The sequence below is a fragment of the Desulfitobacterium elongatum genome (assembly GCF_055378975.1).
This window is the reverse complement of record NZ_AP038772.1, coordinates 2615232-2628826: the sequence shown is the minus strand read 5'-3', so window position 1 is coordinate 2628826 and position 13595 is coordinate 2615232. Positions and strand designations below refer to the sequence as shown.

At 44.6% G+C, this 13595-nt stretch carries 7 protein-coding genes, 2 tRNA genes, 3 rRNA genes and 1 pseudogene; all 13 read left to right on the top strand.

Annotated features, from left to right (window positions below; genetic code table 11):
• Positions 1-80 precede the first annotated feature (80 nt).
• Positions 81-400: pseudogene (locus ACZ42W_RS12315) on the top strand (4Fe-4S dicluster domain-containing protein).
• A 95-nt stretch (positions 401-495) separates the two neighbouring features.
• Entirely contained in the window at positions 496-726 is a 231-nt protein-coding gene (locus tag ACZ42W_RS12310) for a hypothetical protein (RefSeq protein ID WP_464165644.1), read from the top strand.
• A gap of 942 nt (positions 727-1668) precedes the next feature.
• The gene (locus ACZ42W_RS12305) at positions 1669-3285 is read left to right on the top strand and encodes an AMP-binding protein (RefSeq protein ID WP_464165643.1); all 1617 of its coding nucleotides are present in this window, start codon (positions 1669-1671) and stop codon (positions 3283-3285) included.
• Positions 3286-3317: 32 nt separating this feature from the next.
• Positions 3318-4190 carry an MBL fold metallo-hydrolase gene (locus tag ACZ42W_RS12300; protein WP_464165642.1) on the top strand — a complete coding sequence of 291 codons (873 nt, stop codon included), beginning with the start codon at positions 3318-3320 and terminating at the stop codon, positions 4188-4190.
• A gap of 202 nt (positions 4191-4392) precedes the next feature.
• Positions 4393-5001: a TetR/AcrR family transcriptional regulator gene (locus ACZ42W_RS12295; protein WP_464165641.1), complete on the top strand. Its 609-nt coding sequence runs from the start codon at positions 4393-4395 to the stop codon at positions 4999-5001.
• 22 nt (positions 5002-5023) lie between these two features.
• Complete coding sequence (locus tag ACZ42W_RS12290) at positions 5024-5785, top strand: ABC transporter ATP-binding protein (protein ID WP_464165640.1); 762 nt, start codon at positions 5024-5026, stop codon at positions 5783-5785.
• Complete coding sequence (locus ACZ42W_RS12285) at positions 5776-6531, top strand: ABC transporter permease (RefSeq protein ID WP_464165639.1); 756 nt, start codon at positions 5776-5778, stop codon at positions 6529-6531. Before ACZ42W_RS12290 ends, ACZ42W_RS12285 begins: the two co-directional genes overlap by 10 nt.
• Positions 6532-6674: 143 nt before the next feature.
• A complete protein-coding gene (locus ACZ42W_RS12280) occupies positions 6675-7658 on the top strand; it encodes an ABC transporter substrate-binding protein (protein ID WP_464165638.1) in 984 nt (327 codons plus the stop codon).
• A gap of 181 nt (positions 7659-7839) precedes the next feature.
• Positions 7840-7913 (top strand) — tRNA-Gly (locus tag ACZ42W_RS12275).
• Positions 7914-8141: 228 nt separating this feature from the next.
• Positions 8142-9804: ribosomal RNA gene (locus tag ACZ42W_RS12270) — 16S ribosomal RNA — on the top strand.
• Positions 9805-9997: 193 nt separating this feature from the next.
• Positions 9998-10073 (top strand) — tRNA-Ala (locus ACZ42W_RS12265).
• 168 nt (positions 10074-10241) lie between these two features.
• A 23S ribosomal RNA gene (locus ACZ42W_RS12260) occupies positions 10242-13300 on the top strand.
• 135 nt (positions 13301-13435) lie between these two features.
• Positions 13436-13552, top strand: a 5S ribosomal RNA gene (gene rrf, locus ACZ42W_RS12255).
• Together the 16S, 23S and 5S rRNA genes with 2 tRNA genes alongside form the textbook arrangement of a ribosomal RNA operon.
• The last annotated feature ends 43 nt before the right edge of the window (positions 13553-13595 follow it).

Here is a 13595-nt window from a genome sequence, read left to right as displayed (position 1 = left end):
AGACCAAAGCATCCGCGTATCCTGCTGCCAGAGAAGGTCTTGAGCGCCGTCTAAAATCAGAGGATACATCTGGATATGGTCTGTTAATTGACTACGAATTTTGTACAGGTTGCCATGCTGTGAAGTTGCCTGTATTAAAGAGTTAAATCTTCCTCTTAATCAGTATGGTATCAAGGTGCTGGTAGATGGACCTCGTCAGATGCCTAATGGTAAATATGACTTGAATAATATTCCTTTGCCTACCTCACTATGTAACCTGTGTGAGGATCGAGTAGCTGAAGGCAAAATGCCCAGCTGCGCACAACATTGCCAGGCGCTAGTAATCAGTTATGGCACTGTTAAGGAACTAGCAGATAAAATGGCTAGGAAGCCAAAAATGGTTTTATTTACGCCAAAATAAGTTGATATGGGTATTTAAGTGAACGGTTTGCCTGGTGACGAAGGGGCTCTTTCCCCCTTTGGCCCCAGGTAAAAGATAACCAAGGAGGTCTTAAAATGCTAATTACTGAAGAAGACATTCTGAATGCCAAAAAAGCCTATGACAATAGGGAAGAAATTGATGATGAGGCAACAGCTACGCTTTATGCCAAAGCATTAACACGGAACAGCAAGAAATTTCCAGATCTACCGCAAAAGGTTAAGTACGTCGCGTTAAAACTAGAATCAGGTAAGTATGTTGTGGAGTGGAGATCATCAGAACCTTGTGCTGCTGATGGAAGGCCGTAAGAAAACAGGCATTGCTCTTAGATTACAGAACGATAATCGTATGGAAGAGTGTTGTTGAAAAGGAAGAAGCTATTACATATGTTCAATCGGACATAGAAAAAGCTTCTTCCTTTTAACTATATATCTTTCATTTACAATTTTCATCCAGGTGAAACTGATGAAGTTCGCTCCTTATACTACCTGGGCTTCTGATGCCGAGCAGGATCTCTCCAATTTTTGGTCAAAGACCTAGGCTCCAAAGTCGCTAGTCTAAGTAGCGGCGAAAGGTGCTGCTACTTTTTTCAGGGCGATTATAATTTTCTTGGGCATTGAGCTACTTCGGCATTTTGATTTATGACCTTCGCTATCGAACACGTGTTTTCGCATATTGTTCCCGTGTATAGACACTTTGAAGGAGATAGAGTTGATTCTAGAGAATTATTGTGCAAGTCAGAACCACATCTTTTGCATTTCAGATTCTCTGCTAGATTGGCTCGCCCGCAAGTAGGGCACTTAATTGGCGGAATTCGTGCCGGCCTCCCATCGTGACGGTTTGAACAATAGGGGTTGCAGCCGAAACAATGATGACACATTGATATATCGTCCCTTCAAATGTAGTGGGCAATGCTCGCTTATTCCTAGATACGCCTCCTAAGAACGACATTTGCTTAATTAATTAACAATGCAATTGTCATGCCAGAACGGAAGATCCTTTTTACCGGGGATTATCAGTGATCTGGGGCATATATCAATAATTTGTGAGGTTTAATATGGGACACAAAATTCTCTCAAATGGTGATTCCTGTCCCACCCCTCTCGGGGATCAACGTAAAAGTGGGCTATTTCACATTGGCATAAAAAATGCAATGGAATATAGACGTTTGATCGTGTAAAGACTCTCGAACTCTCCAATATTTCACTACTGTTCGAGTTAGAGCTCACGATAAGGAGGCATCTAATAATATGGAAATCAGACTTTGGCAACGATACTATGATCCTGGTGTAATTTTATTTCCAACTTATTTAACCATGTCACTTAAAGATCAATTTATCGCGCAGGTCAAAAGACATCCTGATCAGCCTTATATATACTTTTTGGACCAAATAATAACATACAAGGAGGCTAATGCCGAAGCCTGTAAATTGGCCAATGCTCTAATCAATGCAGGAATTCAGAAAGGTGATCGTGTTGTGGTTACCCTTCCCAATATGCCAGAATTCGTTATCATGGTGCAAGCGTGCTTGAAAATTGGAGCAATTGTAGTGCCGACTAATCCTCGGTATACTAAACGCGAGCTTATCTATCAGTATCTTAACAGCGGGGCAGAAACGATTATTTGTTTTGAGCAGTATGTAAACGTTAATCATGGAATAATGAAGGAAAATCCAAATTCTATAAAAAGGATCATTGTTATTTCCAAGGCTAATTCAAAGATTAACCTTCCTGTAGATAAGAACATAATGAGTTATAACAATTTGATAAATCACGGCCTGCCTGTTGAACCTGAGGTAGATATCTTTTTAGAGGATTTGGCCTTAATCATGTATACTGGTGGGACTACGGGTGTCAGCAAAGGATGCTGTATCACTAACGCCAATCTTATTGCCGTGGCATCGGGGTATAAGCAGATGTGCCAATTCTTTACTGACGTTGATCATTATAAAATCTTATCGTCCACACCGATGTATCATGTTCATGGGTTTCAGACCGCCATTAATGCGAACATTCTCATGGGTGGGAGTATTGTAATAATGCCTGAAATTACCCCGGACAACATATTATCTGCGATCAATAAGTATGAACCTAATGTTTGGTTGACAGTGCCAGCTTTGATTGGGGCAATGACTAGGCATCCAGATTTTGCTGAATCTAAAATGAATAGACTTCAGCATATAGGATGTGGCGCGTCGCCAATTCCAATTTCTTTAATGAAAGAATTTGAAAGCGTAGTAGGAGTACCGATTATTGAAGGCTATGGAGCTTCTGAGACATCCATGGCAGTCGCTAGCAATCCAATGCAACACAGGAAAGTGGGTAGTGTAGGTATACCCTATCCCAATATAGACTTTAAGGTCGTTGATATTAATACAGGCAACACGGAACTGTTACTAGGTGAGGTAGGAGAATTATGTTTTAAAGGCCCACAGGTAGTAAAGGAGTACTGGGAAAATCCTGAGGAGACGGCTCTAACTTTTAAAGATGGCTGGTGGCATTCAGGAGATATTGGCTACATGGACGAGGATGGTTTTATTTTTATTCTTGATAGAAAAAAGGACATGATTATATGTAGCGGCTTTAATGTTTTTTGTAATGAAGTAGAGAATGTTTTGACGAGTCATCCCAGGATATTAGAGGCAGGGGTGATTGGAGTTCCAGATTTAAGAAGGGGAGAAACAGTGAAGGCCTATGTTGTGATTAAACCGGGTGAAACGTTGTCAAAAGAAGAGGTCAAAGACTTTTGCAGACAATATCTAGCTGCATATAAGGTACCTGCGCTGGTAGAATTTATTGATATACTCCCCCGTACTTCTGTACAGAAATTGGACCGCAAGACATTACGCCTACGAGAATCGATTTAGTCCCATATTTATAGAAGAGGGAGATTACATTGGTGAAGCTTATTAAAGGAGAAATCAAATTCCTTGATGCACCGAATAAAGCCCGTTCTCCTTATTCAAATAGTTTATTTATAGATGATGATATTAAAGTGCTGATAGACAGTTCCTGCGGAAATGAAAACATCGATTATCTTCTAAGTCAGGATATTGATATCATCATTAACTCTCATTTTCACGAAGACCACATCTTGAATAATTATAAATTTCCCAGGGCAGAAATTTGGGCACATGAAAAAGATGCCCCGGCCATTCGGTCACTCGATGTATTTAGGAATTGCTATGGTTTTCTTGAATTAAATGCTAAAAGCGTGTGGGAAGAATATATCAACCGGTTTGATATTCATCCGACTCCGGTGAATCGAGAGTTAAATGACGGGGAAATCCTAGATTTTGGGGCAACGCGGCTCAAGGTTATTCATACACCGGGACATACTCCAGGACACAGCAGTTTTCTCTTTGAAGATTCGATCTTATTCAGTGGAGACATTGACATGCGTCCTTTTGGGCCTTGGTATGGGCATCTGTGCAGTAATATAGACGATTTTATTGAGTCCATTGAATTATGCCAGGAAATTAACCCTGACATGATAATAACCTCACACAATGGAATCATCACAGAAGACATCCAAGTACGATTGCAGAATTATCTGGATGTAATATACAAAAGAGAAGAGAAATTATTAGAAAGCTTGAAGAAACCTTCTACACTAGATGAGTTAGCTGAATTGTTCATTTTCTATGGTCCAATTAAGAACAATTATGAATTTCGCAGAGTATTTGAGAAAGCCGCCATTTCCCTTCATCTGCGTCGTTTACTATCCAAGGAAAGAATAATATATAACGATCAATACTTTTATCTAAAATAAATTATTGTCGTCAAAAATACTATATTATCTGATGCCTAAAAGCAGTTTAAAATATGTCACGGGGATTTGGGGAACTATGAGTTGCTAAAGGCTTGACTGCAAATACTTAAAAGAGTAATATTTAATCCATAAACTGAATGCAAGTTCAGTTTTTTATTTTTTATACTTTAATTTTTTTATACTTTAAGTTATGGAGATTAAAATGGTCTACAATAAAACCGAAAAAATACTTGAAAAACAGCAATTACGAAGGAAAAAAATTGTCAAAGCTGCCAAAGAAATTCTTTCCGAAAAAGAGATGGGTAATGTTTCGATCAAATCAATTGCTAAAAGAGCAGGGATAGCAACGGGTACCTTCTATTTATATTTTGCGGATAAAGAAACTTTACTCGATATGGTTATTCAAGAAATCTACACTGAACTTCTAGACGCCATTAAACAGGGAAGAGCCAAGTACACAAACGGCTTTGACAAGCTACAGGCCTCTATGGAAGTCTGTATTCACTTATTTATGAAAGAAAGACACTTAGCAAAAATCCTCTTAGAACATTTCCCACAGGTTAATGCCGCTTTCAATACAAAATATGCCGATATCGAAAATGATTTAATCAGGCTCACAAAGCTTGACCTAGACGAACTCAAGGAACAAAAATTGATTCCTGAGCAAGACACACAAGTCAGTGCAACTGCTTTTGTAGGAACTTTCCGTGAGGTTATTTTAACTTGGATCAGCAAGGGCCAGCCGAGTGATATGGATCTTGCGTATAAGACTCTGATCGAATTCAACATGCGTGGGTTAGGAAGATATTAAGTTGATTAAGGAAGATATTAAGATGGATTATTTATCAATCGATTCTTTACAAGTAAATTACGCTCAAAATAAGCAAATAACTCCTGCACTCAAAGATGTAAGTCTTTCTCTGCCTTTAGGGAGTATAGGTGCAATTATCGGGCCTTCAGGATGTGGAAAAAGTACACTTTTAAGTGTTTTGGCTGGCCTGAATAATAAATACCAAGGTAGCGTATTACTCAATGGCAAGCCACCAAAAGAAAGCAGTGAAGTAGCTTTAATCCTGCAAGAATATGGCCTTTTGCCCTGGAAAACGGTCTGGGACAATGTCAAGCTAGGTCTTCAGGTTAAAGGGATTTTTGCAAAAGAGGCCGCAAATCGGACTGAAACGATTCTACATAAATTGGGGTTACTTCATCTGAGAAAAAGGTATCCGATCCAATTAAGTGGAGGTCAACGGCAAAGAGTGGCGATAGCACGATCTCTGATTCTTAACCCAGAGCTTCTATTAATGGATGAACCCTTTTCCTCACTTGATGCCCTCACTAGGGAAGAAATGCAGGATCTTCTACTCAATGTCTGGAAGGAGACGGGTTTGACCATACTCTTAATCACTCACAACATAGAAGAGGCAGTTTTCCTTGGACAGAAAATTTTTATCATGTCCGCCTGTCCAGGTACGATAATTCAGGAAATCGAAAACCCACTTGCGGGTGATTATGCCGCCCGTGGGAAAATGGAGTTCTTGGAGATGTGTAATTCTCTGCGTTTGAGCCTAAGAGGGAGGGACCAAGCGTGCATATAAAAAGTTTAACGCATAAGGTACTCTATAGTTTAATGGCAGTCCTAATTTTAGGCGCTTCCTGGCAGCTTTTATCTATGATTCTCCAGACCCCTGCATTTCCTCCACCTAAAGAGGCTCTTAAGACTTTTATAAAGCTTTTTTACAGTGAACTCATCCCACATTTGCAGATTAGCCTGTATCGAGTCGGGGCGAGCCTTGTTATTGCTGCAGCGTTGGGTGTCCCGCTAGGCCTTTTCTTGGGGAAAAATAAAAGAGCGGATCGATTCTCTGCTCCTCTGATCTATCTTACCTTTCCCGTCCCTAAGGTTGTATTTCTTCCAATTTTCCTAATTCTTCTGGGTATCGGCAATATGTCCAAGATCGTAATGATTACTTTAATCGTATTTTATCAGATTCTAGTAACGACTCGAGATGCCGCACGCAATGTGCAGCAAGAATATGTTCTTTCTGTGAAGTCTCTGAGAGCCACACCTAGAGAACTCTACCAACATGTGTATTTTCCAGCCTGTCTCCCAGCTATTCTTACTTCTTTAAAACTCGGCCTGGGAACGGCAATGGCGGTTCTTTTCTTAGTCGAAACTTATGCCACCCAGGAAGGTATCGGTTTCTTTATCATGGATTCCTGGAGCAGTCTGGCGTACGACAAAATGTTTGCAGGGATCATCGCTATGGGGCTAATGGGCTTTCTCCTCTATCTACTATTAGATACGTGCGAAAAAGCACTTTGTTCTTGGGTTAATCCGTGATAAAGGAAGGAGACTTTATTAAATAAACTCATGAGTCTTAGTAACTATTTTTAAGATATTGACACCATACGTAGGTGGGTATAAAATTATCCAAGAAATGAACAAGAGTTCATAATTTAAAATTGTGGCGGGAGGAAATCCAGATGCGTCGTAAATCATGCTTTAGTGCTCTGATTGCAATGATCCTTGTTTTAACAGTTGTGACCGGCTGCGCTCAGAACAGCCCAGTTAAACCAGGAGATAATTCCCAGCAAACAGAGACCACGAAATTGAAAATTGGATCCTTAACGATTGAGGAAAATTTACCTATATTAGTTGCGGAAAAGAATGGTTATTTCGCCGCGGAAAATATCCAGGTCGAATTGGTTCCTTTTCAGAGCCCTGTCGAAAGCCAAAGTGCCTTCCAGTCAGGTCAGCTTGACGGAATGATTACCGATATACTTATAGCTGCATTGCTTAAAAGCTCTGGGGAAGATTTGCGCGTGACCTCTATCGCTCTTGGCGCGACTCCTCAAGAAGGACGCTTTGCCATTGTAGCCTCTCCTAAGAGCAATATTAAAACGGTTCAGGATTTAAAAGGAAAGAGTATTGGGATCTCCAGCAATTCAATTATCGAATATGTGACAGATGGCCTTCTGCAAGAAGGAGGAGTCAATCCTTCCGAGGTGAAGAAAACGGTCGTTGCAAAAATCCCTCTCCGTTTAGAGATGCTTCTAAATAATCAGATCGATGCCATCACAATTCCGGACCCTCAAATTTCGTACACTGTCGCTCAAGGTGCTAAAATCATTGCTGAAGATACAAAGGGTGAAAACTTAACCCAGTCGGTTACGATTATGACCAGTAAAGCACTAAACAATAAAAAAGACGCCATATCCCGCTTTTACAAAGCCTATGCCAAAGCCGTGGATGCGATTAATCAAGCGCCCGATCAATATAAGGATTTACTCGTTAAAAACGTGAATATCCCTGAGAATATAGTAGATAGTTATAAAGTTCAGCACTACTCAAAACCCCAGCTCCCTGCTGAAAAGGATGTTAACAGTATTTTTGCTTGGTTAAAAAATAAGAATCTGTTGAAGAATGAAGTCAATTATCAAGGCTTTGTTCAGACTGGATTATATTAAGCAGATAAGATTGTTTCCAAACAAGTTCCTATCAATTAGAGAGAATATTCTCTCGAGAGTTTATAGGGCTAATGTGATGTTAATGGGTATGAAGTAATTAGATAAGTAATTAGTACTTGACTTGGAAAAGTCAACCTGATAGAATTAATTCCGCCACTTCAGTGGAATCATCATACTTTAAGCGGGTGTAGCTCAATGGTAGAGCGCTAGCCTTCCAAGCTAGTTACGTGAGTTCGATTCTCATCACCCGCTCCATTAGTCTCATTATCCAACTAATACACGCTGGCCATTTCTCTATACAACAGAAATAAGCTACTGGAAAAATATAATAGTTGACGGTTAATCTCTGAAATGCTATTATAAGATTCCGCCGCAAGAACGGCCGGCAAATGGTCTTTGAAAACTAAACAACAAGGAACAGCCAATGACTCGTCAAGAGTTAAAGATTTAGATAATTTGAGCAATCAAATTTTCTTCATAAATTTTATGGAGAGTTTGATCCTGGCTCAGGACGAACGCTGGCGGCGTGCCTAACACATGCAAGTCGAACGGTCCAGTGTCTAACACCGAGTATTTTGGAGCTCGTAAGTGGTGCCTTGCGAGAGCGCGAAGAATGAGCGCTCCACGCATTCAATAAGTACCAACACGAAGCAGAGAATACTGGGTGTTAGATGCTGGATAGTGGCGGACGGGTGAGTAACGCGTGGGTAACCTACCCATTAAATCGGGACAACCCTTGGAAACGAGGGCTAATACCGGATACGCTTAAGAGCTGGCATCAGCTTTTAAGGAGAGGTGGCCTCTGAACATGCTACCGATAATGGATGGACCCGCGTCTGATTAGCTAGTTGGTGGGGTAAAGGCCTACCAAGGCGACGATCAGTAGCCGGCCTGAGAGGGTGAACGGCCACACTGGGACTGAGACACGGCCCAGACTCCTACGGGAGGCAGCAGTGGGGAATCTTCCGCAATGGACGAAAGTCTGACGGAGCAACGCCGCGTGTACGACGAAGGCCTTCGGGTTGTAAAGTACTGTCTTCAGGGACGAACGGTGCGGGTGTAAATAATGCCTGTACATGACGGTACCTGAGGAGGAAGCCCCGGCTAACTACGTGCCAGCAGCCGCGGTAATACGTAGGGGGCAAGCGTTGTCCGGAATCATTGGGCGTAAAGGGCGCGTAGGCGGATATTTAAGTCTGGTGTGAAAACCTAGGGCTCAACCCTGGGAGTGCATCGGAAACTGGGTATCTTGAGGACAGGAGAGGAAAGTGGAATTCCACGTGTAGCGGTGAAATGCGTAGATATGTGGAGGAACACCAGTGGCGAAGGCGACTTTCTGGACTGTAACTGACGCTGAGGCGCGAAAGCGTGGGGAGCAAACAGGATTAGATACCCTGGTAGTCCACGCCGTAAACGATGAGTGCTAGGTGTAGAGGGTATCGACCCCTTCTGTGCCGCAGTTAACACAATAAGCACTCCGCCTGGGGAGTACGGCCGCAAGGTTGAAACTCAAAGGAATTGACGGGGGCCCGCACAAGCGGTGGATTATGTGGTTTAATTCGACGCAACGCGAAGAACCTTACCAAGGCTTGACATCCACAGAATCCTGAGGAAACTTAGGAGTGCCCTTCGGGGAGCTGTGAGACAGGTGGTGCATGGTTGTCGTCAGCTCGTGTCGTGAGATGTTGGGTTAAGTCCCGCAACGAGCGCAACCCCTATATTTAGTTGCTAACGAGTAAGGTCGAGCACTCTAGATAGACTGCCGGTGACAAACCGGAGGAAGGTGGGGATGACGTCAAATCATCATGCCCCTTATGTCTTGGGCTACACACGTAATACAATGGCCGGTACAGACGGAAGCGAAGCCGTGAGGTGGAGCGAATCCGAGAAAGCCGGTCTCAGTTCGGATTGTTCTCTGCAACTCGAGAACATGAAGTCGGAATCGCTAGTAATCGCAGGTCAGCATACTGCGGTGAATACGTTCCCGGGCCTTGTACACACCGCCCGTCACACCACGAAAGTCTGCAACACCCGAAGCCGGTGAGGTAACCCGAAAGGGAGCTAGCCGTCGAAGGTGGGGCCGATGATTGGGGTGAAGTCGTAACAAGGTAGCCGTATCGGAAGGTGCGGCTGGATCACCTCCTTTCTAAGGAGAACGGTTCACTCTAGTAGTGAGCGTATCCTATGGTCGATCCTTTGAAGGACTGATGCGAAAGCATTAAGAGTTCAAAGGTGAAGAGTCGCAAGACTCGAAATGCCGAAGAGGCAAAACAGGGAAACCTGTAAAGAGCTGTTTGAGTGCAAACTACTTGTTGTTTAGTTTTGAGAGACCAGACGTTGGGGGTATAGCTCAGCTGGGAGAGCGCTAGAATCGCACTCTAGAGGCCAGCGGTTCGATCCCGCTTACCTCCACCACTCGATTTTTTGAGACTCGGTTTCGTGATTTGAAAGAATCTAGTAATTTGAATCGAGAAAATCGATGGAGAATGGTTTCTAAATATGTTCTTTGAAAACTGCACAGAGAAAAAGAAATTAACTGTAAATTAGGATAAACATCTGAGAACCTAATGTGGCGGGACGTTTGGTCAAGCTACTAAGGGCGTACGGTGGATGCCTAGGCGCTAAGAGTCGAAGAAGGGCGCGGCGAGCGGCGAAACGCCACGGGGAGCAGTAAGCATGCATTGATCCGTGGATACCCGAATGGGGCAACCCATCCAGAGTCATATCTGGATATCGTTAACTGAATCCATAGGTTAACGAAGACAACCCGGGGAACTGAAACATCTAAGTACCCGGAGGAAGAGAAAGAATAATCGATTCCCTGAGTAGCGGCGAGCGAAACGGGAAGAGCCCAAACCGACCCCTTCGGGGATCGGGGTTGTAGGACCCTCTTTTAAGAATGGATTTCTAGCCGAAGTGATCTGGAAAGATCGAGCAAAGAAGGTAACACTCCTGTAGGCGAAAGTTGCACATTCTGTGAGGGTATCCTGAGTACCGCGGGACACGAGAAACCCCGTGGGAAACCGGGAGGACCACCTCCCAAGGCTAAATACTCCTTAGCGACCGATAGCGAACTAGTACCGTGAGGGAAAGGTGAAAAGCACCCCGGGAGGGGAGTGAAAAAGAACCTGAAACCGTACGCTTACAAGCAGTCAAAGCACTATTAAGGTGTGATGGCGTGCCTTTTGTAGAATGAACCGGCGAGTTACGGTATGTAGCGAGGTTAAGGCGAGAAGCCGGAGCCGGAGCGAAAGCGAGTCTGAACAGGGCGACAAGTTACATGCTGTAGACCCGAAACCGTGTGATCTACCCATGGACAGGGTGAAGGTGGGGTAAAACCTACTGGAGGCCCGAACTCACTGTCGTTGAAAAGGCAGGGGATGAGCTGTGGGTAGGGGTGAAATGCCAATCGAACACGGAGATAGCTGGTTCTCCCCGAAATAGCTTTAGGGCTAGCCTCGAATCGATGATTATTGGCGGTAAAGCACTGAATAGGCTAGGGGCCTTACCGGGTTACCGAACCTTATCAAACTCTGAATGCCAATAATTTAGATCGGGAGTCAGACTGTGGGGGATAAGCTTCATAGTCGAAAGGGAAACAGCCCAGACCATCAGCTAAGGTCCCAAAGTATACGCTAAGTGGAAAAGGATGTGGAATTGCACAGACAACCAGGATGTTGGCTCAGAAGCAGCCACCATTTAAAGAGTGCGTAATAGCTCACTGGTCGAGTGGTTCTGCGCCGAAAATGTAACGGGGCTCAAGCGTATCACCGAAGCTATGGCTTGGAATGGAATTATTAAGTCTTTAGATAGAGAACACAAAAGACGTTACTTCAGGAATTTTGCTTCCACAAAGGAAGACAAAAGTTTTAATCAAAGCAAAATTCCCAAATGTCTTTAGGGGCTCAGCGTAAAGTCAATGCTAAGGATTTAATAATTCCATTCCAGGGGTAGGGGAGCGTTCTGAATGCAGCGAAGTTGTTCTGTAAGGAATGGTGGAGCGTTTAGAAGTGAGAATGCCGGTATGAGTATGCGAAAAGGTGAGTGAGAATCTCACCCGCCGTAAACCTAAGGATTCCTGGGGAAGGCTCGTCCGCCCAGGGTAAGTCGGGACCTAAGCCGAGGCGTAAAGCGTAGGCGATGGACAACTGGTTGAGATTCCAGTACCACTCTTAAGCGTTTGAGCAATGGGGTGACACAGAAGGATAGGTTAAGCGTGCCGTTGGTTGAGCACGCCCAAGCCCGTAGGGTGTGAGACAGGTAAATCCGTCTCGCGAGAAGCCTGAAAGGTGATGGGGAGCGAAAATAAGTAGCGAAGTAACCGACTCCAAGCTGTCAAGAAAAGCCTCTAGTGAGCTGATGAGTGCCCGTACCGCAAACCGACACAGGTAGGTAAGGAGAGAATCCTAAGGCGCGCGAGAAAACCCTCGTTAAGGAACTCGGCAAAATGACCCCGTAACTTCGGGAGAAGGGGTGCTCTTTGAAAGAAGAGCCGCAGAGAAGAGGTCCAGGCGACTGTTTAACAAAAACACAGGTCCCTGCCAATCTGAAAAGAGAAGTATAGGGGCTGACGCCTGCCCGGTGCTGGAAGGTTAAGAGGAGAGGTTAGCGCAAGCGAAGCTTTGAATTGAAGCCCCAGTAAACGGCGGCCGTAACTATAACGGTCCTAAGGTAGCGAAATTCCTTGTCAGGTAAGTTCTGACCCGCACGAAAGGCGTAACGATCTGGACACTGTCTCAACGAGGGACTCGGCGAAATTGTAATACCCGTGAAGATGCGGGTTACCTGCGACAGGACAGAAAGACCCCATGGAGCTTTACTGTAGCTTGACATTGGATTTTGGTATAAAATGTACAGGATAGGTGGGAGACAAAGAAGCTAGGGCGCCAGCCTTGGTGGAGTCGCCGGTGGGATACCACTCTTTTTGTACTGAAGTTCTAACTTAGACCCCTGAATCGGGGTTGAGGACCGTGTCAGGTGGGCAGTTTGACTGGGGCGGTCGCCTCCTAAAGAGTAACGGAGGCGCCCAAAGGTTCCCTCAGCGCGGTTGGAAATCGCGCGTAGAGTGTAAAGGCAAAAGGGAGCTTGACTGCGAGACCAACAAGTCGAGCAGGGACGAAAGTCGGGCTTAGTGATCCGGTGGTACCGAGTGGAAGGGCCATCGCTCAACGGATAAAAGCTACCCTGGGGATAACAGGCTTATCTCCCCCAAGAGTCCATATCGACGGGGAGGTTTGGCACCTCGATGTCGGCTCATCGCATCCTGGGGCTGTAGTAGGTCCCAAGGGTTGGGCTGTTCGCCCATTAAAGCGGTACGTGAGCTGGGTTCAGAACGTCGTGAGACAGTTCGGTCCCTATCCGTCGCAGGCGCAGGAAATTTGAGAGGATCTGACCCTAGTACGAGAGGACCGGGTTGGACGGATCACTGGTGTACCAGTTGTCTCGCCAGAGGCACAGCTGGGTAGCTATATCCGGAGCGGATAAGCGCTGAAAGCATCTAAGCGCGAAACCGACCTCAAGATGAGATTTCCCACAGCATAAGCTGGTAAGACCCCTGAATGATGATCAGGTTGATAGGCCCGGTGTGGAAGCGCGGTGACGCGTGGAGCTGACGGGTACTAATCGGTCGAGGGCTTGACCTAACAAACGACACAAGCAGTTCACTCACTTTGGGCTCAACTTGAGTGAGGAAGAGATTATCTTAATTACAGTTAAGGCATTACATCTGTGCAGTTTTGAGGGAATAGGGTTCCGAAAGGAGCTTGAAACTTCAAAGATCTGGTGATTATTCCGGAGGGGTTCCACCCGTTTCCATCTCGAACACGGAAGTTAAGACCTCCAGGGCTGATGATACTTGGACCGCAGGGTCCTGGGAAAGTAAGTCGTTGCCAGGTAACAACGAAGAGACCGTCTATTTTAGATGGTCTTTTTGCTTTT

Coding starts and splice junctions, on each gene's coding strand:
- ACZ42W_RS12290 (WP_464165640.1), top strand. CDS start 5,024: ATGGATTATTTATCAATCGATTCTTTACAAGTAAATTACGCTCAAAAT.
- ACZ42W_RS12295 (WP_464165641.1), top strand. CDS start 4,393: ATGGTCTACAATAAAACCGAAAAAATACTTGAAAAACAGCAATTACGA.
- ACZ42W_RS12310 (WP_464165644.1), top strand. CDS start 496: ATGCTAATTACTGAAGAAGACATTCTGAATGCCAAAAAAGCCTATGAC.
- ACZ42W_RS12280 (WP_464165638.1), top strand. CDS start 6,675: ATGCGTCGTAAATCATGCTTTAGTGCTCTGATTGCAATGATCCTTGTT.
- ACZ42W_RS12305 (WP_464165643.1), top strand. CDS start 1,669: ATGGAAATCAGACTTTGGCAACGATACTATGATCCTGGTGTAATTTTA.